The sequence below is a fragment of the Acidimicrobiia bacterium genome, from assembly GCA_030584185.1.
GTDB lineage: Bacteria > Actinomycetota > Acidimicrobiia > Spongiisociales > UBA11373.
The window spans coordinates 17,339-42,418 of sequence record CP129495.1 but is presented as its reverse complement, the minus strand read 5'-3'; the positions used below and the strand labels follow the sequence as shown (position 1 = coordinate 42,418).

At 67.9% G+C, this 25,080-nt stretch carries 20 protein-coding genes; 4 read left to right on the top strand and 16 right to left on the bottom strand.

The features are described from left to right. The gene (locus tag QY307_00210) at positions 1-1,233 is read left to right on the top strand and encodes an ABC transporter permease (protein WKZ82717.1); all 1,233 of its coding nucleotides are present in this window, start codon (positions 1-3) and stop codon (positions 1,231-1,233) included. A 216-nt stretch (positions 1,234-1,449) separates the two neighbouring features. Here the strand turns inward: QY307_00210 and QY307_00205 are convergent, their stop codons facing one another. The 16 genes from QY307_00205 to QY307_00130 form a co-directional block, all read right to left on the bottom strand. Next, positions 1,450-2,145, bottom strand: coding sequence for a hypothetical protein (locus QY307_00205; GenBank protein ID WKZ82716.1), 696 nt, complete (start codon positions 2,143-2,145; stop codon positions 1,450-1,452). Between the two features lie 175 nt (positions 2,146-2,320). After that, the gene (locus QY307_00200) at positions 2,321-3,283 is read right to left on the bottom strand and encodes a hypothetical protein (GenBank protein WKZ82715.1); all 963 of its coding nucleotides are present in this window, start codon (positions 3,281-3,283) and stop codon (positions 2,321-2,323) included. A gap of 255 nt (positions 3,284-3,538) precedes the next feature. Next, positions 3,539-4,714, bottom strand: coding sequence for a dihydrolipoamide acetyltransferase family protein (locus tag QY307_00195; protein ID WKZ82714.1), 1,176 nt, complete (start codon positions 4,712-4,714; stop codon positions 3,539-3,541). Beyond that, positions 4,714-5,691, bottom strand: coding sequence for an alpha-ketoacid dehydrogenase subunit beta (locus tag QY307_00190; GenBank protein ID WKZ82713.1), 978 nt, complete (start codon positions 5,689-5,691; stop codon positions 4,714-4,716). The genes QY307_00195 and QY307_00190 overlap by 1 nt, the downstream gene beginning before the upstream one ends. After that, positions 5,688-6,728 carry a pyruvate dehydrogenase (acetyl-transferring) E1 component subunit alpha gene (gene pdhA / locus QY307_00185; protein ID WKZ82712.1) on the bottom strand — a complete coding sequence of 347 codons (1,041 nt, stop codon included), beginning with the start codon at positions 6,726-6,728 and terminating at the stop codon, positions 5,688-5,690. The genes QY307_00190 and pdhA overlap by 4 nt, the downstream gene beginning before the upstream one ends. Positions 6,729-6,773: 45 nt before the next feature. Then, positions 6,774-9,032, bottom strand: coding sequence for a DNA translocase FtsK 4TM domain-containing protein (locus QY307_00180; GenBank protein WKZ82711.1), 2,259 nt, complete (start codon positions 9,030-9,032; stop codon positions 6,774-6,776). A gap of 40 nt (positions 9,033-9,072) precedes the next feature. Beyond that, positions 9,073-10,704 (bottom strand): ribonuclease J, encoded by a 1,632-nt coding sequence (locus QY307_00175; GenBank protein WKZ82710.1) that lies wholly within the window; start codon positions 10,702-10,704, stop codon positions 9,073-9,075. Further along, entirely contained in the window at positions 10,701-11,591 is an 891-nt protein-coding gene (dapA, locus tag QY307_00170; GenBank protein WKZ82709.1) for a 4-hydroxy-tetrahydrodipicolinate synthase, read from the bottom strand. The genes QY307_00175 and dapA overlap by 4 nt, the downstream gene beginning before the upstream one ends. A gap of 51 nt (positions 11,592-11,642) precedes the next feature. Next, positions 11,643-12,476, bottom strand: coding sequence for a thioredoxin (gene trxA, locus QY307_00165; GenBank protein WKZ82708.1), 834 nt, complete (start codon positions 12,474-12,476; stop codon positions 11,643-11,645). A 43-nt stretch (positions 12,477-12,519) separates the two neighbouring features. Further along, on the bottom strand, positions 12,520-13,281 hold the full coding sequence (dapB, locus tag QY307_00160; protein WKZ82707.1) for a 4-hydroxy-tetrahydrodipicolinate reductase: 762 nt from the start codon (positions 13,279-13,281) through the stop codon (positions 12,520-12,522). Further along, positions 13,278-14,528 carry a pitrilysin family protein gene (locus QY307_00155; GenBank protein WKZ82706.1) on the bottom strand — a complete coding sequence of 417 codons (1,251 nt, stop codon included), beginning with the start codon at positions 14,526-14,528 and terminating at the stop codon, positions 13,278-13,280. Before QY307_00155 ends, dapB begins: the two co-directional genes overlap by 4 nt. 58 nt (positions 14,529-14,586) lie before the next feature. Beyond that, positions 14,587-15,315, bottom strand: coding sequence for an ABC transporter ATP-binding protein (locus QY307_00150; GenBank protein WKZ82705.1), 729 nt, complete (start codon positions 15,313-15,315; stop codon positions 14,587-14,589). Next, complete coding sequence (locus tag QY307_00145; protein WKZ82704.1) at positions 15,312-16,100, bottom strand: ABC transporter ATP-binding protein; 789 nt, start codon at positions 16,098-16,100, stop codon at positions 15,312-15,314. Before QY307_00145 ends, QY307_00150 begins: the two co-directional genes overlap by 4 nt. Next, positions 16,097-18,019, bottom strand: coding sequence for a hypothetical protein (locus tag QY307_00140; protein WKZ82703.1), 1,923 nt, complete (start codon positions 18,017-18,019; stop codon positions 16,097-16,099). The genes QY307_00145 and QY307_00140 overlap by 4 nt, the downstream gene beginning before the upstream one ends. Then, positions 18,016-19,302: a branched-chain amino acid ABC transporter permease gene (locus tag QY307_00135; protein WKZ82702.1), complete on the bottom strand. Its 1,287-nt coding sequence runs from the start codon at positions 19,300-19,302 to the stop codon at positions 18,016-18,018. Before QY307_00135 ends, QY307_00140 begins: the two co-directional genes overlap by 4 nt. 111 nt (positions 19,303-19,413) lie before the next feature. Next, entirely contained in the window at positions 19,414-20,733 is a 1,320-nt protein-coding gene (locus tag QY307_00130; protein WKZ82701.1) for a branched-chain amino acid ABC transporter substrate-binding protein, read from the bottom strand. A gap of 144 nt (positions 20,734-20,877) precedes the next feature. Here QY307_00130 and QY307_00125 point away from each other — a divergent pair, with 144 nt between their 5' ends. Genes QY307_00125 through QY307_00115 form a run of 3 tightly spaced genes read left to right on the top strand, consistent with a single transcriptional unit; the run spans position 20,878 to position 25,066 of the window. Continuing rightward, positions 20,878-22,968 carry a hypothetical protein gene (locus tag QY307_00125; GenBank protein WKZ82700.1) on the top strand — a complete coding sequence of 697 codons (2,091 nt, stop codon included), beginning with the start codon at positions 20,878-20,880 and terminating at the stop codon, positions 22,966-22,968. After that, positions 22,961-23,953, top strand: a complete 993-nt coding sequence (locus QY307_00120) for a MoxR family ATPase (protein ID WKZ82699.1) — start codon at positions 22,961-22,963, stop codon at positions 23,951-23,953. The genes QY307_00125 and QY307_00120 overlap by 8 nt, the downstream gene beginning before the upstream one ends. Positions 23,954-23,995: 42 nt before the next feature. Beyond that, complete coding sequence (locus QY307_00115; GenBank protein WKZ82698.1) at positions 23,996-25,066, top strand: TIGR00730 family Rossman fold protein; 1,071 nt, start codon at positions 23,996-23,998, stop codon at positions 25,064-25,066. Positions 25,067-25,080 lie beyond the last annotated feature (14 nt).

Here is a 25,080-nt window from a genome sequence, read left to right as displayed (position 1 = left end):
ATGAAGTCCCCAGGCCCTCCCTTCAAGTCGAAGATGCGTCTGAGGGACTTGCTCTCTGAAGCGGCGATCGGTGCGCTCTCACGACCAGGCAGAGCCCTCTTGACGAGTCTTGGGACCATGCTCGGGATTGGAGCGCTCGTAGCCACCGTCGGTTTGGCGAGTACGGCAAGGGCGGAAGTGGAACGCAGCTTCAACCTGCTATCCGTTACCGCCGTCACCGTGGAACGTCGAAGCGACTCGATCATCGACGAGCAGTCGGCCCTCCTTCCATGGAATGCGGACGACCAGCTGCGTCGGCTGTACGGAGTCGTTGACGTGGGGTCCTTGACCGTGGTCAGTGTCGGGGAGGCAAGCATCCGGTCTCTGCAGGTCGCTGATCCCGTCCAAGTCGGTGGTGTTCTGGGCGTAGAGGTCGTTGCTCTGTCTCCAGACGCGTTCAACGCGATCGCGGCAACATTGTCAACCGGGCGGTTCTTTGATGCCGGTCACGACGCGCGACATGACCGTGTTGCGGTGCTTGGTCGAGGCGCCGCTGATCGGCTCGGGATTACCAGAGTCGACCAACGTCAGGCAGTGTTTGTGGGCGAACGCTCATTCACGATCATTGGCGTGTTGGGCAACGTAGATCGCGACGCGTCCTTGCTCAACGCTGTAATCGTGCCAGAGTCCACAGCACGCGAGATTTGGGAACTGCTCGAACCCGGCCGGATCGAGATCCTGACCCTGCCGGGCGCTGCGGCGACGATCGCAGAACAGGCCGCGCTCGCTCTCATGCCGAATGATCCCGGACAGCTTCGGGTCTCAATCCCTCCCGAGCCGCGAATCCTCAGAGAGAAGGTCGCGGCGGATCTCGCGTCGCTGTCGGTGGCACTGGGGGTGATGGTCTTGCTCACAGGTGCTCTGGGAATTGCACATACGACCCTTGCTTCTGTGCTCGAAAGGACTCATGAAATAGGCATTCGACGGGCGGTCGGAGCACGTCGGAAGCACATCGCCCTTCAATTCGTTCTTGAATCAGGACTCATCGGTCTATTCGGTGGTGTCACAGGTGCGGCGCTCGGCCTCGCGACGACGGTGGTGGTGTCAGCGCAACGAGGGTGGACGCCAGCGATGGATCTGTGGGTCGTAACGGCCGGACCCATCGTCGGCGGGATTGTCGGTCTCGCATCGGGCTCACTTCCATCATTGCGCGCTGCACGCATGCAGCCCGTTGATGCCCTCCGAGTTGGTTAGCACGGACTCGTCGATGTGATGCTCCTTCGGTGGGGTTCGGTGGTCACATCCCGGTCATCGAGTTCGTTGCACGACCGAATGGTACTGACGTACCTCGCTCTGCAGCACGCCAACTGCCGATCCCCGACCTTGGGCACCCGCAGCGCCAGGTCTCCTCAAGACCGGCTTACCCTGAGGGTGCCGCTGTTCAGGCGTCGACAGGACGAACAAGTGGACTTACTGGGGCGTTTGCCCTTGCTTCCATCTGGGCACAGCAACGGAGTCGCGGCTGGGTCGGATGCCGCCCCTGCGCCTGATGACGGGTTTGGCTGCCTTTCCCCAGGCAAGGTTGTCCACGGAGCAGAGCAGGTAGCGCGCTGCGTAGAAGGTCTTGCCGCGCTCCCGAATGTGACCGAACACCTCAACGCGATACGTTCCGATCGGGAGCAAGAGGTTCTTGGGGCTGGGGAGCACTACGCCGAATGTGTCCACTCCTCGGACCTTGACGGCGATCTGCATAACGAAGGGTTGATCGACCGGAAGAGCAAATGGCTGACCAACAGGACTGCTGTTACTTCGTCCTACGGTCTGTAGTAGGGGGACAATGAGTCCGCCTGTCCGGTTGTTTTCACCCTTCATGTCGAACACAGCAAACCCCGCGCTCACCTGTTGGCTCGTGTTGCGATGGACCCCCATCCAACGCAGGGCCCTTCTCGGAGGCCGGAGTGTCATCTCAACTATGAGTGCGATCTTGTTGATGTCGGCCAGGGGAGGTCGTATGAACTCAAACCACACCCTGGCGGCGCCGCCGAACTGCTGGAAGATGGCAGGCAACGCGACCACCGCAAGCAGAAACGCGACGACTGACATCCACGGCTCCCATAGGCCGAGCCAGTTCGGGAGGGTTGAGCGGAGCGCGCTGACTCTTGGCATGCCGTAACCCTAAGTCGGCCACGCAAAGGTTGTGACACTCTCCATGTCGCACCACAGTCGTAGGTCTGAAGCGAGTCACGTTGACCTCCTGCCCTGTCTAAGACAGGCTCAGCCGGAGCCTCGATCCTCCTAACGCTCTTGACGTCGGCGGTGCCGCCGGCGCGTCCGGACTCAGCTAGGCGGGGTTTCGTGACTTGTCGGTAACCGAGCGGGCCTTCGCGGAACTGGCACGTCTGAGCGCCAGGTCGAAGGTGAGCCAGCGATACGAAATCGCGGATTCCACGGCTGAACTTGCCGCGACATCCGCCGCCAGCGGCGCCGCAAGTCCAAGCCCAGCAGGCACGCCCAACACGGTGGAGATGACCCCTACAGCGAACCCTGCTGCTCGAGCGAGCTTGGGGCTTGTTCTGTGGAGCTCGAGCAGCGCCGCCACCGCGTGATCCCTTCTCGCTGCAAGCTCACTTAGGACGCCCGACTCAAAGTCCGGACCAGAAGTCAATGCGGTTCTCTCGACATCTCGAATGACCGCGCGCCATTCGCGAAATCCATTCATGGCACGCAGCTCGTGCACCTCATCCCAAGTGAGGTCCCGGGGAGCTACCACGGAGGCCGCAAGCGGCCCGCGTACGGGCGTCGCAAGGCCAGTACGGACTCGATGCGCGGTGAGAAGCGAATGGAATCGGTCGACGCTCAAGGCTGTTCCTTGTCCGATGGCGATGATCGCATCGGCGTTCATAGCATCAAGGACCGCCCTACGAACAAAGAGGGGTTCGGTTGGAAGCAACTGCGCGTCGTTCAGGTGGCTCCTGGTGAGCGTGTCCCGCAGACGCGCGCCCTCGGAGTTGAGTCGCGGCGTGGCGAAGTCGATCCAGCGGTAGGGCTTCTTGAGTTCGGCCTTAAGCGGATGAAACGTCGGCTGCCAACCCAGGTGCTCGTCACCGATGTGCGGTTTTTGGGTTCCGACCAGGACAAGCGGTTGTGACCCCGTTCGGCGAGCTCGTTCGCTCGGTGTCTGAAATCGGTCCGGCGCTCGGTCGCGTTCGGGTATCCAGAACTCGAATGAGCCCGAGGGTCCGGCGGTGAGTTCGTACAAGCCGTCCTCGAGAAGCACCTGGTCGTGGAGGAGAGCCGCGATCATGATCCTCCGCCGGACAGAATTCGCAGGCCCTCCTGAAACGAGCGCATGCGCGTTAGATCGCAACGGAAAGTAGCAAGTTGATCGCGGTCCGGGCATGAAGGGACGGTAGTCGGGCGGCGTGTCTCGCCTGACTGATGGTGCGACTACCCGACCCTCTCCAACCTGGTCCTGCTGTGCCGCCGGCACCACCGGGACGCACACGACCGGGCGCCGATCCCGCAGCGGAAATGAGGGAGGTCCTCGGGCCGGCCCCGCCTACTCGATCCCCTCGATCGCCTCCACCGCCGCCGCCATGAACACCCGTCCCTTGGCACCGTCGATCACCCGGTGGTCGTAGGAGAGCGACAGGGGCAACTCCCGGCCCACGACCACCTTCCCGTCCCGGACAACCGGCTTCTCCTCGGCGCGGCCCACCGAGAGGATCGCCGTGGTCCCGTAAGGGATGATCGGGGTGCCGAACCCGCCGCCGACCGCCCCGATGTTGGAGATCGTGAAGGTGGCCCGGCGCAGGTCGGCGGCGGCGATGGTCCGGTCGCGGGCTGCGGCTGCGAGCCTTCGGACCTCGCCGGCGATCGATGCCACATCCAGGGTGTCGGCGCCACGGACCACCGCCACCATCAGGCCATCGGGGGTGTCCACGGCGAAACCGACGTCGTAGTGCCTGCGATACACCACATGATCACCGTCGACGACGGCGTTGAACTCGGGGTGTGCCTCCAGTAGCGGCACCATCGCCCCGATCAGCAGCGCCTCGACCGGGAGCGACTCGCCGTGCGCCGACTTCCAGGCGGCTCGAGCAGCGAGCAGGGCCGTCGGGTCGGCGGTCCCGAAGGTGGTGACGTGCGGGATCTCCTGCCACGACTTGGTCAGGTTGCGGGCGATGGCGAGGCGAGTGGCCGACATCTTCACCCGCTCCACCGGACCGCTCGCGGCGCCGGCTGCGGCCTCCACGTCGGATCGAAGGATCCGCCCACCCGGCCCGGTGCCGCCCACCGAGCCCAGGTCGACGCCGAGTGCGGCCGCCAGTCGTCTGACCAGAGGCAGCGCCTTTGGTGGCCCGATTCGAGCCGGCGTGCCCGCCTCGGCCTCTTCCAGGCTTCCCACGATCGGCGCCGCCTGTGACGACTGCGGGGCGGGCGCCGATCGAGCCGGAGGCGGCGCGGCCAGGGTCTCTCCCGGAGCCCACTCCTCCCCTTCCTCGCCGATCACCACCAGCAAGGACTCGACGGCGACGGTGGCGCCCTCCGGCGCCCCGTGGTGCAGGACGATCCCGGCGCGAGGCGCCGGGATCTCCACCACCGCCTTGTCGGTCTCCACCTCCACCATGGGCTGGTCGAGTCCCACCCTCCCGCCGACCGGGACCAGCCACGACACCACCGTGGCCTCGGCCAGGCCCTCACCGATGTCGGGCAGGTGGAACTCGTACGCCATCAATCCTCCAGGGTGCGGCGCACCGCCGCCACGATCCGCCCCACCGACGGGATGTGATGCTGCTCGGTTCTCTTGAGCGGGACCACGGTGTCCCATCCGGTCACCCGGGCGACCGGTGCCAGCAGCGAGTAGAGGGCCTTCTCCTGGACGATGGCGACGATCTCCGAGGCGATCCCGGCGGTGCGATGCCCCTCGGAGACGGCGACCACCCGGCCGGTCTTCACCGCCGAGGCGACCACGGTGGCCGCATCGATCGGCGACAGCGTGCGCAGATCCACCACCTCCACCGCCACCGAGTCCGCTGCCAGCGCATCGGCCGCCTTCAGGGCGTCGCGCACCATCGCACCGTAGGCCACGATCGTGGCATCGGCCCCCTCCCTCACGACCTCGGCACGACCGATCGGTGTCAGGTAGTGACCTTCTGGGACCTCCTCCTTGATCGCCCGATACACCCGGATCGGTTCCAGGAACACCACCGGGTCGGCGTCCTCGATGGCGGCCAGCAGCAGGCCCTTGGCGGTGGCCGGCGTGGCCGGCGCCACAACCTTGATCCCCGGAGTGTGGGCGTACATCGCCTCGCTGGCCTCGCTGTGATGCTCGGCGGCACCGATGCCCCCTCCGAAGGGGATGCGGATCACCATGGGAGCCGAGAACCTGTGGTTGCTCCGGTTGCGGATTCGGCCAACGTGGCTCACCACCTGGTCGTATGCGGGGTAGGAGAACCCGAGGAATTGGATCTCGGCCACAGGACGCATCCCGGCGATCGCCATCCCGAAGGCCGCCCCGACGATTCCCGATTCGGCGACCGGGGTGTCGATCACCCGCTCGTCGCCGAATCGCTGCTGCAGCCCGTCGGTGACCCGAAACACCCCTCCTGTGGTCCCGACGTCCTCCCCGATGAGCACCACCCGGGGGTCGGCCTCGAGGGCGACCGCCAATGCGTCGTTGAGGGCCTGGGCCATGTTCATCTCGCTCACTGGCCGGCCTCACCTTCGAGCAGGAGGCGGCGCTGCTCCTCGAGGGCGCCGGTGGGCCGGGCGTACATCCGGTCGAACGCCGCCCCGGGGCCGAAGGGCGCCAGCCCCTCGGCGCGCACCACCGCCTCCTCGATCCCGGCGGCAGCTGCCTCTTCGACCGCCCGCTCCCGATCCTCGCTCCACTCGCCCGCCGCCTGCAGGTACCGCCGAACCCGCAGCAGTGGGTCACGCTCACTCCATTCGGCGACGTCGGCCTCGTCGCGGTAGCGCCCGGGATCGTCGGTGGTGGTGTGGGGGCCGATGCGATAGGTGAGCGCCTCGATCAGTGTCGGGCCCTTGCCGGCGCGGGCGCGCTCCACCGCCGCCCTCGCTGCGGCGAGCATCGCCAGCAGGTCGTTGCCGTCCACCAGAACCCCGGGGAAGCCGTAGGCGTCGGCCTTCTGGGCGATCGTCGCCGAGGCGGTCTGCCGATCCCGACTCATCGAGATCGCCCAGCCATTGTTCTGGCAGACGAACACCGTCCCGATGCGGAACACCCCGGCGAAGTTCATCGCCTCGTGAAAATCACCCTCCGAGGTGGCACCGTCGCCGAAGAACGTCATGGCGATTCGATCGCCACCCAGGAGCCGCTCGCCCCAGGCGAGCCCGACGGCATGGATCATGTGGGCTCCCACCGTGATCGAGGGAGGCAGCACGCCGACACCTGCCGGCGGAGACCCTCCCCGCTCGTCGCCCATCCGCCCCAGGAACAGAGCCTCGAAGGTGTACCCCTGCATCCACATGGCGGCTGCGTCGCGGTAGGTCGCCACCAGCCAGTCGTCGCGGCGAAGCGCTGCCGTCGCCCCGATCTGGGCGGCTTCCTGCCCCTCGAACGGCGCATACGTGGCGAGCCTTCCCTGCCGCTGCAGGGCAGACGACTTCCGGTCGTAGGTTCGCGCCGTCACCATCGCCTCGAAGAGCCGGCGGACCTCGGCGGCGTCGACAGGAGGTTCGCCGACCAGCCTGCCAGAGGGATCGAGGATGCGCAGCGGTTCCATGGACCAGGGGATGCTATCGGGGTGTGCCGGTGGACCCGCCGCCGCTCAGACGTCCACCGCTTCGCCGAGGATGGCGTCCAGCTCGTCCGGGGTGATGAGGACCTGGCGCGCCTTCGAGCCCTCGGAGGGACCCACGATCCCGCGGCTCTCCAGGATGTCCATGACACGGCCCGCCCGGGCGAAGCCGATTCGCAGCTTGCGCTGCAGCATCGACGTCGAGCCCAGCTGTGATCGCACCACCAGCTCGATCGCCTGACGAATGACATCGCCGTCCTCACCGTCGTAGTCGTCTTCACCGCCGGCGGCGGCCTCGACCACGTCGAGGACCTCCTCGGCGTACTCGGCAGCCCGCTGCTCGCGCACGAAGTCGACGACGGCGTGGATCTCCTCTTCGGCCACCCACGCCCCCTGGATCCGCTCCGGCTTGGGGTCGCGCGCCGTGACCACGATCATGTCTCCCAGCCCGACCAGCTTCTCCGCTCCGGAGAGGTCGAGGATCACACGGCTGTCCGCCTGGGAGGCCACGGCGAACGCCATCCTCGAGGGGATGTTCGCCTTGATGACACCCGTGATCACATCCACCGACGGCCGCTGCGTGGCGATGACCAGGTGGATGCCGACCGCCCGGGCCATCTGGGCGATGCGGACGATGGCATCCTCGACCGCCCTGCCCGCCACCATCATCAGGTCGTTGAGCTCGTCGACGACCACGACCACGTAGGGAAACCGATCGAACCGGCCGTCCTCGTCGAGCATCGCCCGATCGAACTTCTCGTGGTACCCGATGACGTCGCGCACCCCGGCGGCGGCCAGCAGGTCGTAGCGGCGGTCCATCTCCCGCACCGCCCACTGCAGGGCGTCGACCGCCTTCTTCGGGTTGGTGATCACCCGGGTGAGGAGGTGCGGGACGTCGTTGTACTGACCCATCTCCACCCGCTTGGGATCCACCAGGATCAGCCGCACCTCCTCGGGTGTGGTCCGCATCAGCAGCGAGGTGACGATGGCATTGATGCACGAGGACTTGCCCGCCCCGGTGGCGCCGGCGATGAGCACATGGGGCAGCTCGCTCAAGCTGATCATCTGGGGGCGTCCGGAGACGTCCATGCCCAGGGCCACCTCCAGGGGATGCGTGGCCTCCTTCGCCTCGGGGCTGCGCAGGATGTCGCCGAGGGTGACCAGCTGCCGACGCCGGTTGGGAACCTCCACGCCGATGGCGCTGCGCCCGGGGATCGGGGCCAGGATCCTCACGTCCGGGGTGGCCAGGGCGTAGGCGATGTCGTGGGCGAGCGAGGTGACCCGGGCGACCTTGACCCCGGGGGCGAGCTCGATCTCGTAGCGGGTCACGGTGGGCCCGGGCACGATGCGGGTGAGCCTGGCATCGACACCGTGCTGGATGAGGGTGTCCTCCAGCTCCTGCGCCGTCTCGTCGAGGGCCTTCTTGCTGTGACCGGCTCCCCCGCCCAGGGAGAGCAGCTCCAGAGGCGGTAGCGAATAGCCCCGCTTCTCGGGTCTTGGAGAAGGAGGCGCGGGGCGGGGCGCAGGGCGCGCCGGCGGGCGCTGCGGCGTGGGCCGGTCGGCCGCCACCGGTGTCTGATCCGAAGGAACCGGGACCAGGCGGGGGCGCGGCGGCTCCGACACCCGCACCTCCACCACCGGACGGCGGCGCTTGGCACTGCCACGCAGCCTTCGCCAGGCGGAGGCGGAACCGGTGCCCACGGCCCGCAGGGCCTCCCCGACCGTGGTTCGTGTCAGCAGCAGGACTCCGAGGCCGATGATGGCGAACAGCACGACCATGGCACCCCAGAAGCCGATGACTCGCCGCAGTGGGAAGGCGATCACCGAGCCCACCGCCCCACCCCGCTCCCTGACCAGATCGAGGGAGGCGGCGAGCGAAATCGCTCCGGTCATCAGGTGGAACATGGCGAGCGAGCCGACGAATGTGACGACGGCACCGGCCACGAGCCGCCGCAGGTCCTCGGGACGGTTCACCACCAGCAGCAACACCCCGATGCCGACCAGGAGCGGTGCCACGGCGTACCCCCACACTCCGAACAGGAGCGACGACGCGGCGACGGTGCCCAGGCCGACGGGGCCGGCAAGGTCGAAATAGGAAAGGGCGACCAGGACTCCACCCAGGACCAGGAGGACACCCCACAGGTCATCGGTGTGCCGGCCGAACCCGCTGCGGATCCGTTCCCGCAGCGTCGCCAGCTTCGACCGCTGCGTCGTGGGAGCCGCCTTCTTGGTGCTCCGGGCAGTCCCGGCCCGCCCGTTGCCCCGGCGGGAGGACTTGCGCGATGGCATGGATGTCGAGGTTACACCGGTGTCGTCCTACCTCAAACGATCACACCTCGAGCACGACCACGATCACCACCGGCTTGCGGCCGGTCTCGGGGCGCAACACTCGGTTGACGGCGCCCTTCACCCGACTGCGCACACCGGATTCGTCGATGGGGAGCTCGACCCGCCCCACCTCGGATGCCACCGCCTTCTCCACCAGGGCGAACACCTCCTCGGGGTCGTCCATGAAGCCGTGGCTCTCCAGGTCGGGACCCTGGACGATCTCGCCGGTGTGACCATCGATGGCCAGGGTCGCCACCACTACGCCGTCGTCGGCGAGATGCTGACGGTCGCGGATCACGCCTGTGGCCGATCCCGCCACCTCGAGGCCGTCGACGAACACATGGGCCGCCGGGACCGCCCCCTCCTGACGGCGAACGCCGTCGGCGTCGAGCACCACCGCGTCGCCGTCCTCGCAGAGCAGGACCTCGGGCACGCCCATCTCTCGCGCCAGCGCGGCGTGGGCGCTCAGATGCCGGTACTCGCCGTGGACGGGCACGAACGCCTCGGGGCGGACCACGTTGATGAAGGTCTTCAGTTCTTCGCGCGCCGCATGCCCGGAAACGTGGACGGTGGCGTTGTTGCCGTGATACACCCGAGCCCCTCGCCGCAGCAGGCCGTTGATGACCCTCGAAACCTTGGTCTCGTTGCCGGGGATCGGACGGGCGGAGATGATCACGGTGTCCCCCTCCCCCACCTGAACCCAGCGATGCCGTCCCGAAGCCATCAGGGAGAGGGCGGCGAACGGCTCACCCTGACTCCCGGTGGAGATGATGGCGGTCTCCGCCGGAGGCATGGTGAGGAGCTCTTCGATAGGGAGGACCGAGTCCGTCGGGACCCGCAGCAGCCCGAGATCCTCGGCGGTGGGAACGTTGCGCAACATGGTGCGTCCCATGAACCCGACGTAACGCCCGGCATCGACGGCGGCGTCGACGATCTGTTGCACCCGGTGGATGTGGCTGGCGAAGCATGCGGCGATCACCCTGCCGCGCGTCTCGACGACGATCTCGTAGAGGGGCTGGGCCAGGCTCGACTCCGAAGGAACGAAGCCCGGGACCTCGGCATTGGTGCTGTCGGACAACAGCAGCCTCACCCCGCGCCTGCCCAGGGCGGCGAACTCGGGAAGGTCGGTCGGAATCCGGTCGATCGGAGTCGGATCCAGTTTGAAGTCGCCGGAATGGACCACCAGGCCGTCGGGGGTGTCGAAGGCGATCCCGGCGCCCTGGGGGATCGAGTGCGACACCGGAACCAGCATGAACTTGAAGGGCCCGTGCTCCAGCCAGGTTCCGACCTCCACCGGACGCAGGTCGGGCTCGATGCCCGCCTCCTCTATCCGCCCCCGCGCCAGGGCGACGGCGAGCGGGGTGCCGTACACCGGAACCGGGATCTCGGCGAGCAGGTAGGGCAGCGCACCCATGTGGTCCTCGTGGCCGTGGGTGAGCACGACACAGTCGACGTCGGCGCGGCGCTCCATGAGCGAGGCGAAGTCGGGAAGCACCAGATCGACACCCAGCATGTGCTCTTCGGGGAACATGAGCCCGCAGTCGATGAGGGCGATCCGCCCGCCGACCTCGATCGCGGCGCAGTTGCGTCCGATGTCCCCGAGCCCGCCGAGGAAGGAGATGCGTACCGTCATCTGGCGGCAGCCGCCGACTCGACGGCCTCGAGCACGGCTTCCACTGTGGCGGCGGAAGCCGGCACCAGGGGCAGTCGCGGAGGCCCTACTTCTCGCCACGTCTTGCCCAGGGCCGCCTTGACCGGAATCGGGTTCGGCTCGAGGAAACAGGCCTCGAAGAGGGGGACGAGGGCGAGATGCAGACGGCGAGCCGCTCCCAGGTCGCCGCCGACCATCGCCGCCACCATGGCTGCGATCGTCGGGCCTGCGAGATGCGACGCCACCGACACCACCCCCACCGCCCCGATGGCCATCATCGGCAGCGTGAGCACGTCGTCGCCGGAGTAGATCGCCATGCCGTCGCCCACCGCCAGGGCGGCGCGGCCGGTGAACGCAAGATCCCCCACGGCGTCCTTGACCGCCACGATCCGCTCGTGCTCGGCCAGCCGGGCCAGGGTGGGCACCTCGATCAGCCGGCCGGTCCGCGAAGGGATGTTGTAGAGCAGAACCGGGACTTCGGAGGCGTCGGCGATGGCGGTGAAGTGACCGAGCAGGCCCTCCTGCGGGGGGCGCGAGTAGTAGGGGGTCACCGCCATCACCCCGTCGACACCGGCGTCCACGGCACGACGGGTGAGGTGTATCGATTCCGCCGTGTCGTAGGTGCCGGTCCCGGCGATGACGACCGCCTTGCCGGCCACGGCGCCGACCACGGTCCCGAAGAGGGCCACCTTCTCGTCCTCGGAAAGGGTCGGCGCCTCCCCGGTGGTCCCGGCCACCACCAAGCCGTCCGAGCCCTCGGCGATGAGGCGACGCGCCAACTCCCAGGCGACTTCGTGATCGACCGCACCCGCCTCGTCGAAGGGTGTGATCATTGCGGTGAGCAGACGCCCGAACGGAGCAGCGGGCATGAAACCTCCCAGGTCGTAGCCGAGGGTACTCCCGAGGCCGGGTCCCTGAGCCTAGAACAGCTCGTTGGCGAGCAGCCGCCGGTAGGTGGCGGCGAGAGGGTGCTCGGGCCCGATGAGGCCGAAGACGTCGACCATCGCCTGGCGGGCCTCGTCTCGAAGCGGACCGCCCGAGCGGACCGCCTCGAGCATCTGGTCGAGCGCCGGTTCGAACTCGCCATGGGCGGCCAGGGCCCGTCCCAAGGCGATGCGGGCGGAGGCATCGCTCGGATCGGCGGCGACGGCCGCCTGAAGGGCAGGCAGATCGGCGTTCTTGCCGGATGAGGTGCGCGCCGCCGCCTCGAGGCGCTCCACCTCGCCAGTACGGGGGACGCGGCCCAGGACGATGAGCGCTTCCTCCGCCTCGCCGCGGGCAATGAGCAGCGAAGCCAGGGCGGTCACCGCCTCCACATGATCTGATCTGGTGTCCAGTACCTGCCGGAGCAGGGCCTCGGCGCCGGCCTCGTCGCCCTCGATGGCGAGATCGCGCGCCCGCTCGACGATGGCATCTTCCTCGGTGGGGAGCAGCGAGTCGATCCACTTTCGTATCGAGGCATCGGGAATCGCCCCGGTGAACCGCCCGACCGGTTCGCCGCCCTGAAAGGCGATGACGGTGGGGATCGACTGCACGCCGAACCGGGCCGCCAGCTCGGTGTTGGCGTCGACATCGACCTTGGCCAGCTCGAAGCGCCCGTCGTAGTCGGCGGCGGCCTTCTCCAGGAGCGGCCCCAGCACCTTGCACGGGCCGCACCACGAAGCCCAGAAGTCGACCACCACGGTCACCTCGTTGCTGCGCTGCAGCACCGCGGCACCGAAGTCGGACTGGTCGATGTCCTTGACGTGTTCCATCACTCTCTCCAACGAACCGGTGGCCCCGACTGTTCCAACGACCTCACTCCCCCAGCACCGCCTCCAGGCCGACGGTGACCGGAGCCGAGAGGCCACCGACACCCCGTACCGCCAGCAGGACGCCGGGCAGGAAGGCAGCGCGGTCGGTGGTGTCGTGCCGGATGGAGAGCACCTCGCCCTCCGAGCCCAGGATCACCTCCTGGTGGGCGAGCAGGCCAGGAAGCCGGACCGAGTGGATTCGGGGTCCGGCGTCGCCTCCCCTGGCGCCGGGGAGCACTTCCTCGGAAGTGACCTTTCGGCGCTGTGGTCCTCCGGCGGCGACCATCCCGGCGGCGGTGGCCAGCGCCGTTCCGGAAGGGGCGTCGGCCTTGCGATCGTGATGCAACTCCACGATCTCGGATGCGGCGAAGTGCGGTGCCGCCATGGCGGCGAACCTCATCATCAGCATCGCCCCGATCGAGAAGTTGGGAACCACCAGGCAGCGCCCCGGGCCATCACCCCAGATGATCTCCAGCTCGGCGATCCGCCCCTGGCCGAATCCCGAGGTGCCCACCACCGCATGGATCCCCATTGCCCGCCACCTGGCGAGGTTGCCCATCACCACGGACGGATTGGTGAACTCCACCACGACCTCCGCCTCGCCCACCACCAGCGGATCGGAGGCGACGCCAATCCCCGAGATCTCCTCACCGGAATGCGAAGGGTCGTATCCGGCAACCAGGTCCAGGTCGGAAGCGGCGGCCACGGCGGTGGCGATGAGCCGGCCCATGCGACCCCCGATGCCGGAGATCGCCACCGAGGTCATGCGACGTGACGCTCCATGTCGACGGCGTCGAACGGTCCGACGGCGCCCAGCACCAGGGGCCCGCTCAACACCTCGGCAGCGACATCGTGGACGTCCTGCAGCGTCACGGAGTCGATGCGGGCGGCTATCTCGTCGAAGGTGAGATGCTCCACGCCGGTGAGCTCGTGGCGGCCGAGGCGCACCATGCGGCTGTTGGTGTCCTCGAGGGAGAGCGCCATCGACCCCTTCATGTAACCCTTGGCACGCTCCAGCTCCTCGAGGGTGACCCCCTCGGCGGCGGCCTTGGCCAGCTGCTCCCGCACGAGATCGAGCACCTGCGAGGTCTGGTGTGGTGTGGTCCCCACGTACACCCCGAAGGCGCCCGAGTCGGCGTACGGCATCCGGAACGAGTAGACGGCGTACGCCAAGCCGCGCTCCTCGCGGACTTCACGGAACAGGCGGCTGGACATTCCCCCTCCCAGTATGTGGTCGAGCAGCCCGAAGGCGTAGCGCCTCTCGTCGGCCCTGGTGAAGGCTCGCGTTCCGAGGACAAGATGCGCCTGCTCGGTGTCGCGGGTCACCACGTCGACCCGCGACGCCGACTCGGGCGGATGCAGCAAGTGGCCACCGCCACCGCCCTCCCAGGTTCCGAATCGTTCGACGACCAGATCCACCAGCTCGTCATGGTCGAGGTTGCCGGCGGCGGCCACCACGGTGGTCGTCGGGTGGTAGCGGCGCTCCCAGTAGCCGGCGATCACGTCGCGGCCCATGGCGGTGATGCTCTCCCTGGTGCCCAGGACCGGCAGCGCGAGGACGTGGTCGTCCCAGAGGGCCCTGGCGAACCGGTCGTGGGCGACGTCGGATGGATCGTCCTCGTTCATGTTGATCTCTTCGAGAACCACGTGCTGCTCGGAGGCGATCTCCTCCTCGCGAAACGCCGGGCGCTGGATCATCTCGGAGAGCAGGCCCAGGCCCAGGGCGAGGTCTTCGTCGCGTAGCTGGGCCCAGTAACAGGTGTACTCCTTCGACGTGAAGGCGTTGCTGCGCGCCCCGATGGCGTCGAAGGCCTCGGCGATCTCGCGAGCGCTCAGGGTCTCGGTCCCCTTGAAAAGCAGGTGCTCGAGGAAGTGAGAGCACCCGGCCTCGACCGGGGTCTCGTCGCGAGAGCCGGTGTCCACCCAGGTGCCCACCGAGACCGACCGGACCGAGTCCATCGACTCGGAGATGACGCGCAGGCCGCTGGGGAGAGTGGTGAGTCGGTGAGGCATCGGGAGAGGATGGTACCGGGGCCCGGAAGGCGACTGGCGATGGGCCGACTGCCGCCGGCTACTCCACCTCGCCCAGGTAGGCGCGACGCATGTCCGGGTTCGCCAGCAGTCCGGCGGCGGTGTCGGAGAGCACGATCTGCCCCGTCTGCAGCACGTAGCCGCGGTCGGCGATGGAGAGCGCCATGTTGGCGTTCTGCTCAACGACGAACACCGTGGTCCCGGTCTGGTTGATCTGCTGGATGATCTCGAAGTTCTGAGCCACCAGCACCGGCGCCAGGCCCATCGACGGCTCGTCCATGAGCAACACCTTGGGTCGCGCCATGAGTGCCCGTCCCACGGCCACCATCTGCTGCTCGCCGCCCGAAAGCGTCCCCGCCTTCTGGCCGAGACGCTCCTTGACCCGAGGGAACACCTCGAAGATGTGCTCCATGTCTGCCTCGAGGTTCTCGCGGTCCTCGCGCAGGAAGGCCCCGATCTCGAGGTTCTCCTTCACCGTCATGCGCTTGAAGAGCCGGCGGTTCTCGGGGACCATGGAGACTCCTCGCCGCACCCGCTCGCTGGTGCTCAGCGTGGAGACCACCTCGCCGTCGAGGAGGATGTCGCCGGAGGACGGGAACACCATGCCCAGGATCGTCTTGAGGGTGGTGGTCTTGCCCGAGGCGTTGCCACCGAGCAGGCACACGATCTCACCGTCGTAGATCTTCAGGTTGACGTTCTTGAGGACGTGGACCGGCCCGTAGTGGGTGTCGATGTCACGGAACTCCAGGACCGGCGTGCGATCGGTCATGACGCCTCCCCTGCGGGACGCCCCAGGTAGGCCTCGATGACGCCCTCGTCGGTGGAGACCTCCTCGTAGGTGCCCTCGGCGATCCTGACGCCGTGGTCGAGGACGACCACCCGATCGGAGACGTCACGCACCACCTTCATGTCGTGTTCGATCACCACCACCGTGAACCCCTTCTCGTCCCTCAACTTGCCGATGAGGTCGGTCAGCTCGAGGGTCTCGCGCGGGTTCATCCCGGCGGTCGGCTCATCGAGGAGCAGCAGCTGCGGCGAGGTGGCCATGGCGCGAGCGATCTCCAGCCGGCGCCGGTTGGCGTAGGAGAGCACGAACGCCGGTTGATCGAAGCGGTACCCGGTGAGTCGGGAACCGAAGAACCCGAGGATCTCCTTGGCGTCCTCCCGGATCTTCGCCTCTTCGGCCACGAACCCGGGCGTTTGGAAGAGAGCGGGCCAGATTCCCTTCGTCGTACGGCAATGGCGGGCGATCATGACGTTCTCCAGCACGGTCATGTTGGGGAACAGCCGGACGTTCTGGAAGGTGCGGGCGACGCCCCGCTTGGTGATCTGATCGGGCGTCAACCCGGCGATGTCGTCTCCGCGAAACAGGATCTGCCCGGAGTCGGGGGCGAACATCCCGCTGATCACGTTGAAGAACGTCGTCTTGCCGGCGCCGTTGGGGCCGATGACGCTGACGATCTCCCCCTCGTCGACATGGAAGTCGACGCCGCCCAGGGCGTTGAGGCCACCGAAGCGCTTGGTGAGGCCATTGATCTCGAGGATCGGGCTCATGCCTGCTCCTCCTCGATCCGGTCGGCGGTGGCCTTGATCCAGGCATCCTGCATGAACTCCTCCTGATGCAGCTCACGCGAACGCCGGGCGCTGGGCAGGAGGCCTTCGGGACGCTTGAGCATCATCACCACCAGCAGCACGCCGTAGATGAGCAGCTTGAACGCCTCGAACTCGCGCAGCATGCCCGGCTGGGTGGGCCCGCCAAGGATGCCGATCAACACCAGGGCGCCCACTGCCACGCCCCGCAGGCTGCCCATGCCGCCGACGATCACCACCACGAGGATGATGATCGACTGCACGATCTTGAACGAGTGCGGGAAGATGGTGCCCACCTTCACGGCGAACAGTGCCCCACCCAGCGAGGCGAGCACCGCCCCGATGATGAAGGCGGTGAGCTTGGCGGTCACGATGTTGATCCCCATCGCCTGGGCGACCTGCTCGTCTTCGCGCATCGCCATCCAGGCGCGGCCGACTCTTGAGTCCTCCAGCCGCCACGAGACGAAGGCGGCGATGAGGACGAAAACGAGCACCAGGCGGAAGACGTCGCGCACCACCACGCCGCGCATGGTCCACTCGGCGAGGTCGGGGAAGACCACGCCGAGCACGATTACCCCGACTCCGACCACGGTCATCGCTGCGGCCAGTCTGGTCTTGGGATCCATGGAGCCCGCCCTGCGGCCCGCCAGCCATCGCAGGCCGCCGGAGATGACGAGGATCACGCCGATGCCCGCCACCACGTATCCGAACAGGATCCGGATCTCGGACGGGGTGATCTTGATCCCCTGCGCCCCGCCGAACAGGCCCTTCAGCCAGTCGGCCTGGAAGACGAGGCGGGCGATCTCGCCGAACGCCAGCGTGACGATCGCCAGGTAGTCGCCGCGCATGCGGATCACCGGGGTGCCCACGATCAGACCCGCCAGGGCGGCGATGACGACGATGAAGGGGATGGCCGCGAAGAAGGCCAGTTCGGGGCTGAACTGAGGCGAAGCCGCCGAGACCAGGATACCGACCGAGTAGGCCCCGACGGCGAAGAAGGCGACGTAGCCGAGGTCGAGCATCCCGGCGAAGCCCACGACGATGTTGAGGCCGAATCCCATCAGCATGAACAGCCCGACGGTGGCCAGCACCTCGTTGAGGTAGGGGCCGAAGTAGTCGGGGGCGAGCATTCCGATGCCGAAGAGACCGGCGGCCACGGCGAACCCGACCGACCGGCGGCGGTCGGTGGGCATCGCCTGGAATCGTCCCCTGGCGGCAGCGGCGCGGCCCCGCATCACGATGCTCAGGGTGATCACGAGTGCCGCGATCGCCAGCGCCGCCGGCCACTCCACCCCCCGGTTCTTCGAGTAGATGAAGTCGTCCACGGCCCCGAGCGACAGCTCCTTGAGCACGTTGCCGAAGACCAGCTCGGTGAACCCGATGATCACGATCCACAACACCACCCTTTGGGCGATCGTTCGGACGCGAGGCGACGCCAGGTGGGCGGCGCCACCGAGCGCCCCTAGCCCGAGACCGAGTGCCAGGATGATGAGGACCCCGGTGGCGGTACCGCGACCGAAGGTGAGCAGGTCGAGCAGACGCGGGGTCACGTTGATCAGGATCACTCGCAGATCGAACGTCTCGGCGAGGAGGACGAAGGCGGCGAGCCCGGCCCCAGAGATCAGCCCGACGCCGGCGCCGGCGATGACTTCGGTCCTGCCGGCAGGCGGGTTCTCGATCCCCTCGAACACCGGACGGGCGGCGACGCGATACCCCATGGCGATGGGCACCCAGAGCAGCGAGAGGTGCCCCAGGCTGATCCACGGGTCGATCACCTTGCGGGCATCGAAGGTCTCCACCATGCCGATTGCTGCGGTGAAGGCCAGGATGAGGCCGCCGATCGCACCCCATCTCACCGCCTGGCGCCAGGAGAGCCCCCTCATCCGCGCTCCTCCACGGCCAGCCGCTCACCGAGCAGGCCGATAGGCCGGATCATGAGGACACCGATGAGGACGATGAAGGCGATCATGTCCTTGAGTTGTGAAGCCCCCGGGATGTACACCGAAGCACCCGGGAGGAGGAACACGCCGGCCAGGACCCCGATCACCCCGAACAGCATGAACCCGATCGCCATGCCCATCCTTCTCGCCTCCAGGCCGGCTGCCAGCCGCCAGCCGTGGAAGATCGCCCCGGCGGCGCACGCCGACACCACCAGTGCGACCCAGGTCGGAATCACCCAGCTCATCCCCGACAGCAGCGTGGGGCCCGACGCCTCCACGAGGCCGAGCGAGATACCGCCCAGCATCGCTCCGGGGAGGTTGCCGATCCCGCCCAGCACCGCCGCGGTGAACGCCTTGATGCCGGGCAGGAAGCCGGTGAGGAAGAACACCTTGCCGAAGAGCATCGCCCACAGGATCCCGCCGACCCCGGCCATGGCGCCGCCGACGGCGAAGGTGGTGACGACGACCCGATCGACGTCGATCCCCATCAGCGAGGCGATCTCCTTGTCCTCGGCGACCGCCCGCATCGCCCGACCGGTCTTGGACCGGGTGACGAAGGCCCACAGGGCGAACATCGACAGTATCGCGGTGCCGATCACCAGCAGCTTGATGCCCTCGACGTTCAAACCGAGGATCGACACCCGGTTCTGGAGGCCTTCGGGAAGCAGGGGGAACGTCTTGTAGGCGTCGCCCACCAGCCCGCGCACGGCGTACTGCACGAAGAACGACGCCCCGATCGAGGTGATCAACGGGATCAGGCGGGGTGCACCCCGCAAGGGCCGGTAGGCGACCCGCTCGATCACCACCGCCACCAGGGTCGAGACCAGCATCGAACACAAGAGGGCGATGAGGAGCGCCGGCAGGAAGGCCGACTCCCACATCCCGGCGTCGAAGAGGGCGTCGGCCACGAAGTATCCGGTCATCGCCCCGGCCATGAACACCTCGCCGTGGGCGAAGTTGATGAAGCCCAGCACGCCGTAGACCATCGAGTAGCCGAGGGCGATCAGCCCGTACATGAACCCCTGGGCGAGCCCCCCGGCGAAGACATCCGCCCAGGCGGCGCCTGTGAGGCCGCGGCCGGAAACCTGAAGTGCGATCGTTCCCACCAGGGCCCAGGTGGCGAAGAAGAGGAGCAGGGCCTTCATCGCAAAGAGAAAGAGGTCGACAGCCAGGGTGGGGGCATCGAGGGCGAGGACCCTGCTGAGTGTGGAGTTTCTGGAGGTCATGCCTGAATGGTGGATTGCTCGGTCTGTGGGGAATCGGGGCCGGATGTGGAAGGAGGGGCCCGGTCACCAGGGGCCGGGCCCCTCCTTCACTCGATTGTCGAACCAGGGGCGTCAGTCGCTGACGACGCCCTTGGCCTCGCTGTAGACGATGTTGGCCTTGCCGGCCGCCACGTCGCTCGGATCCTCGTGCTTGACGATGGCGATCGTCTGGGCACCGCAGTCACCGAATGCGTCGCAGGACAGCGAACCGGTCATCCCGGCGAACCCGGAGGTCGCCGTCAGGGCGTCACGGAACGCCTGCCGGTCGATCTTCAGGGTGCCGTCCTCCTCCTGGAACGCCACCGCCTCGATGGCGGCGAGCACCATCACGGTTGCGTCGTAGGTGTGGGCGTGGAACACCTGGGGCGGAGCCTCACCGTAGGTGGACTCGTACTCCGTCAGGAAGTCGCTGTACGACTTGCCCGTCTGGCTGGCGTTGTCACCGAAGCGAAGGTCCGGTCCGGAGAAGTACATCCCCGCCGACTCCGGGAGCGACATGAAGTCGTCGCCCAGGAGGCCGTCGGCCCCGATCCAGGTGACGTTCTCGAGTCCCGCCACGCTTCCGGCCTGCTGGATGATGAAGTCACCCTCGGGCTGGAAGATGGGGAAGAACACCGCCTCGGGAGCACCGGCGGCGACCTCGGTGAGAACCGCGGTCATGTCGGTGTCGCCCTTGTTGACCGCCGTGTACACCGAGATGGTGCCACCGAGCGACTCGAAGGTGTTCTTGAAGGCGGTCGCCAGGCCGTCCGTGTAGGGGTCGCCATCGTGGATGGCGGCGGCCGTGGTGATCCCCAGCTCGTTGTAGACGAACCTCGCCACCGCACCACCCTGGAACAGGTCGTTGTGCGCGGTCCGGTAGTAGCCGGGGAGGTAGTCCTCACCGGCGGTGCCCTCGAGGTCCGAGGTCAGCGAAGGCGACGTGTTCGATCCCGAGATCAGCACCAATCCCGCCTCGGAGAGGAGGGGCAGGGCGCCACGGCCGGCACCGGAACAGGTGGTCCCGATGACTGCCAGAGGACCGGTGAACTTGCCGTCGCCGGCGTCGGTCAGCTGGGCGATGATCGCCTGGGCGCCGGCCTGCCCGCCTTCGGCGGAGCAGCCGTCGTCCTCGACCGTGCCCAGGCTCACCGAGTGCCCGGCGATGTCGCCGTAGTCGGCGATCGCGAGCTCGACGCCTCGAACCTGGTCGGTGCCCAGAGGCGCGACATCGCCCGAGATCGCCTGTAGGGCGCGGATCTCGATCGGTTCGCCGGGGGCGACTTCGATGTATCCGAGAGCGCCGGGAGTGAACCCTGCTGCCGTGGTGGTGGTCTCATCGTCATCGCCACAGGCGACGGCGACGAGCGCCAGCACGACCAGCAGGACTCCCAGCGGTCGGAATGTCTTCATTCTCCGACTCATTGTCTGGCTTCCCTCCATATTGGAATCTGAGCCGCGGCAATACCCGGGGCCCAGGGTCATGAGAGTGTAGTCACCCGATCCGGGCGCTGCCGAGCCGCCCGAACCCCGCCGGGCATGAGAAGATGACGGGCTGTGCGTCACCGCAACGAGACACTGCTCACCGAGATCCTCCCTCCGCAGGAACGGGCGGTGGAGGCGGTCGTGGCGCGCTATCAGCGGGTGGCTCCCGCCGTCACCCGTTTCGCCCGGTCCCTGGCCGGAGACGACGACCTCAAGGTTCGACTCGGGTCGCGCCCGGCGGCCGCACCCGGCGAGATAGTGCTCGACCCCGGCGTCTTCCAGGCGGCGTACGCCCGCCGCGCCCCGGTCACCGCCGGCGAGGTGGCCCTCGCCGCCGCCCTCCATGAGACGGTCCATCTGCTGAGCACGGATCTCGACGAGCCCCGCCCCATACCCGCGGAGTGGTTGCCCGAAGGCTCCGACCCTCCTCCCGACGAGCCGGTGGCGCTGCTCGATGCCATCGAACGCGCCGGAGGCGCCGCCGCCGAGGCGATGTTCCTGACCATCGAGGATGCCCGCCAGGAGGCACAGAACCTGGACGCCTATCCGGGGGCGAGGTCGGTCCTGCGGGATCTGTACCTGGCCTCGGTGCCATCGGCGATGGGGCGGGCCCGACCGATGGGCCAGTTCGCCCTCGCCTGTTTCCTCGCCGTCGGCGGGTACCGCGACCTCGGCTCGCTGCAGGGCGAGGCCGACCCGCCGGTTGCGGCGGCGCTGGAGGAGGCCGCCGACCTGATATCCGATGCCCGGGGCGCCGACGGTCCCTGGGAGGCGGCCACGGCCGCCATGAGGCTGCTGGCACTGGCGCGCCTCCATGGACTGCTCACCGAGGCCTCTCCGACGTCGGGCGACCGCGAATCACAAGCCGTCGAACGATCCCAGATCGACTCCACCGTCGATGCGGTCCGGATCATCTCCCCCATCCTGCGCGACGCCGAGTCCTACGACGCCACACGACAGAGCGCCCAGGTCGAGGCGGACCAGGGCCGCCGCGCCGACACCCAGCAGGCGGGCGATCCGGCTGCCGACCAGATCCTGCGGGTCTCGGAAGCACCCGAGGTGTACCTCCCCACCGGTCAGGGAGGGAAGCTGCTGGTCTCGGCGCTTCCCGGCCTCTTCGATCGCTTCGCCGCCGACGGGAGGCATGCCATCGGAGAGGCGGCGCGCGCCTGGGATGTCGCCCAACGGCAGGTCTCGGGTGAGCTGTACCCGCTGTTTGCGGCCAACCAGCGACGCGGCCTTCGCTCCGGATACGATGCCGGCGACCTCTCCCCGCATGCCGCCCTGTTCCTCGGAGCCGGGCTCTACCAGCGGATGTTCGAGCGACGCTCACTGCCCACCCGGCGCGCCTACGCGGTGAGCCTGCTCGTCGACGGGTCGGCGAGCATGTTGCAGCCTCGCTCCCTTCCCGGGGGGACCAAGGCGCCGTGGGCGATGGCGGCGGCGACGCTCGGGGCGGTGACCCTCGCCCGACTCTGTGACGAACTCCAGATCGAGTTCGAGATCGCCCTCTTCAACCGGGCATTCGCCGCCCTCCCCGGCGACAGCGAGCGCTCCTACCAGCAGCGCCTGGACGGAACCCAGGGCTCCCTGCGGCGCAGCCAGGGAGGCGCCGCCGACCGGCTCACCAGGACGGTCAACCACTACCTGCTCAAGTCGTTCGACCAGCGGTGGGAAGCCGCCGAGCCCGGCTTGGCCGGCCTCTTCTGGACGGCGGCGCGTCCTGCGGAGGCCTCCCAGGCAGCGAGACGCGACCCCGCCGGGAGCCCGCCGGTCTCGATGTTCGAGAAGGCGGCCAACGTCGACGAGCTCAACGTGAGTCACGCCGCCACCCGCCTCGGGGCACGCAACACCCAGGTGCGGATGCTGGTGGTGTTGGCCGACGGGATGACCCGGGGGTCGATCGAGACCCTCTCCGCATCGGTGGACGCCGTGGAGGCGGCGGGAACCACGGTGCTCGGGATCGGGATCGGTGACGCCACCGTGGCGGCGGCGTACTCCCGGAGCCGGGTGGTGGAGCGCCCCGATGCCCTCACCAGGGCGATGGTCGACGGCGTGCGCTCCGCCCTGCGGCGCTCGATCGCCCTCGCCGGAGGCGACACGTGGTGGGGGCACGAGGGACGCCTTTACGATGAGCCGCTCGCGAGGAGGATCGATGCCTGAAACCGTGGTGTTCACCGACCCGACCGGTGAGGGCGCCGCCATCGAGTTGGAGGCGTTCGCCCTGCCCGACGACACCCCCGAGGCGACCCAACGAGCCGGCAAGATCCCCGACCCGGACCCCCACTACGTGGACCTGGGGATGCTCTATCGCCTCGCGGCCCTGGAACAGGTCCGCCGCATGGAGGTGATCGAGGCGCCGCTGCACGTGGCACTGCGCGGGCACATGGGAACCGGGAAGGACCACGACCTCGAACAGTTCGCCGCATTGTTGCGCCTGCCCTACTTCCGCATCCCCCTGACCGGCGAGGTGCGCGACATCACCCTCATCGGATCGGTCAAGCTCCACGGTGATGGGCGCGGCGGAACCGAGAGCCGCTGGGAGGACGGCGACATCACCCGGGCTCTGCGCGGCCCTTCGCTGATCAACCTCTCCGAGCTGAACGCCGCCGGGGCCGAGACCCTGTTCGCACTCCATGGCCTGCTCGATCGCTACCAGGCTCTCGACCTTCCCACCGGCGAGACGGTCCGACTCCGCCCGGACACCCGGATCTTCGGGACCATGAACCCCACCGACCTTCGCGACTACGCCGGGACCCAGACGCTGAACAAGGCTTTCGCCGATCGATGGGTGATCTGGGAGAAGCGCTTCCCCGACCTCACCCAGATCGAGGCGATGCTCAACCGGCGGTACCCGCGGCTCAAGGGGGCGTTCGTCACCACGATCGCCCGGCTCGCCGTCGAGGTCAACGAGTCCTTCACCTCGTCGGATGCACGCACCCGCGTCGGAACCCCGATGAGCCTGCGCTCGGTCCTGGACCGGATACCGGCCGGACTGTGGATGTATTCCAGGGACGCCGACCCGCTGCGGAGATCCTGGGAGGAGTTCGTGCTGAGCCATGTCGACCCGTTCGACCTCGACCACTACGAGACCGTGTGGTCGGCGGTGGCCCGGCGCGGGCCGGAGGGGCCTCCGTTCGCCGCCTGAGCCTGGCGGTTCGAGCAACCGGCAGGCACTACCGTCGCGGGGATGCGGCGGTACGAGATGGGTGACCCGATGCTGGACGAGCGGATAAGGCGGCTCGCCGCCGACGCCGTGGCCGGGCACCCCCACGAACACGAGGACGCAGATCTCATCTCTGAGATGATGGTCACGATCCTCAGGCTGCATCGTGACGACCCGGACCGCGGCGACCTCAAACTGGTCAACGCCACCCTGAAAGAGCTGCGCTACTCGTTCACCGTGTTCCACCGGTACCGCCACATCCGCAAGCTCACCGTCTTCGGTTCGGCGCGAACCCCCGTGGACGATCCCAACTATCTGCTCGCCGCCGAACTGGGCGAGGTGATGACCGGTGACCGCCAATGGATGATCATCACCGGGGCCGGACCGGGGACGATGGAGGCGGCCAACAAGGGAGCAGGCGGCGAGGCTTCCTTCGGGGTGAACATCAGGCTGCCCTTCGAGGACGCGGCCAACCCCTACGTCGACGACGCCCGGCTGATCAACTTCAAGTACTTCTTCACCCGGAAGCTGATGTTCGTCAAGGAGTCGCACGCCTTCGCCCTCTTCCCCGGCGGCTTCGGGACCCAGGACGAGACCTTCGAACTGCTCACCCTCACCCAGACGGGGAAGGCGCCGATGCACCCCATCGTGCTCATCGAGGCCCCGGGGACTGGTTACTGGGGCCCGTGGATCGACTTCGTCGAAGGCACTCTGGTGTCCCAGGGAATGATCTCCCCCGACGACCTCGGCCTGTTCACCCTGGTCACCGACACCGAGTCGGCGGTGAGAGAGATCTGCGGCTTCTACCGCAACTACGACTCGCACCGCTACGTCGACGAACGCCTCGTTCTGCGCATGCACAAGGCACCGGGGCCGGAGGGTGTGGCGGCTCTGAACGACGAGTTCTCCGACATCCTCGAGTCGGGTCGGATCAAGGCGTCGCCGCCGACCGCTGCCGAGGAGGCAGACCAGGACCGGCTGCACCTGGAGCGGGTGACGCTGCACTTCGACCGTCGCAGCCACGGCCGTCTCCGAAGGCTGATCGACCGGCTCAACGAGGTGGACACCCCCGAAGGTACCGGCGCCGGGTGCTAGTAACCTTGTGCTCC

Bases quoted from the DNA above. Each gene is read 5' to 3' on its own strand.
- QY307_00140 (WKZ82703.1), bottom strand. From the start codon at position 18,019: ATGAGGGGGCTCTCCTGGCGCCAGGCGGTGAGATGGGGTGCGATCGGC.
- QY307_00115 (WKZ82698.1), top strand. From the start codon at position 23,996: ATGCGGCGGTACGAGATGGGTGACCCGATGCTGGACGAGCGGATAAGG.
- dapB (WKZ82707.1), bottom strand. From the start codon at position 13,281: ATGACCTCGGTGGCGATCTCCGGCATCGGGGGTCGCATGGGCCGGCTC.
- QY307_00145 (WKZ82704.1), bottom strand. From the start codon at position 16,100: ATGAGCCCGATCCTCGAGATCAATGGCCTCACCAAGCGCTTCGGTGGC.
- QY307_00175 (WKZ82710.1), bottom strand. From the start codon at position 10,704: ATGACGGTACGCATCTCCTTCCTCGGCGGGCTCGGGGACATCGGACGC.
- QY307_00120 (WKZ82699.1), top strand. From the start codon at position 22,961: ATGCCTGAAACCGTGGTGTTCACCGACCCGACCGGTGAGGGCGCCGCC.
- QY307_00155 (WKZ82706.1), bottom strand. From the start codon at position 14,528: ATGCCTCACCGACTCACCACTCTCCCCAGCGGCCTGCGCGTCATCTCC.
- QY307_00130 (WKZ82701.1), bottom strand. From the start codon at position 20,733: ATGAAGACATTCCGACCGCTGGGAGTCCTGCTGGTCGTGCTGGCGCTC.
- QY307_00180 (WKZ82711.1), bottom strand. From the start codon at position 9,032: ATGCCATCGCGCAAGTCCTCCCGCCGGGGCAACGGGCGGGCCGGGACT.
- QY307_00205 (WKZ82716.1), bottom strand. From the start codon at position 2,145: ATGCCAAGAGTCAGCGCGCTCCGCTCAACCCTCCCGAACTGGCTCGGC.
- pdhA (WKZ82712.1), bottom strand. From the start codon at position 6,728: ATGGAACCGCTGCGCATCCTCGATCCCTCTGGCAGGCTGGTCGGCGAA.
- QY307_00210 (WKZ82717.1), top strand. From the start codon at position 1: ATGAAGTCCCCAGGCCCTCCCTTCAAGTCGAAGATGCGTCTGAGGGAC.
- trxA (WKZ82708.1), bottom strand. From the start codon at position 12,476: ATGGAACACGTCAAGGACATCGACCAGTCCGACTTCGGTGCCGCGGTG.
- QY307_00195 (WKZ82714.1), bottom strand. From the start codon at position 4,714: ATGGCGTACGAGTTCCACCTGCCCGACATCGGTGAGGGCCTGGCCGAG.
- QY307_00200 (WKZ82715.1), bottom strand. From the start codon at position 3,283: ATGATCGCGGCTCTCCTCCACGACCAGGTGCTTCTCGAGGACGGCTTG.
- dapA (WKZ82709.1), bottom strand. From the start codon at position 11,591: ATGCCCGCTGCTCCGTTCGGGCGTCTGCTCACCGCAATGATCACACCC.
- QY307_00135 (WKZ82702.1), bottom strand. From the start codon at position 19,302: ATGACCTCCAGAAACTCCACACTCAGCAGGGTCCTCGCCCTCGATGCC.
- QY307_00150 (WKZ82705.1), bottom strand. From the start codon at position 15,315: ATGACCGATCGCACGCCGGTCCTGGAGTTCCGTGACATCGACACCCAC.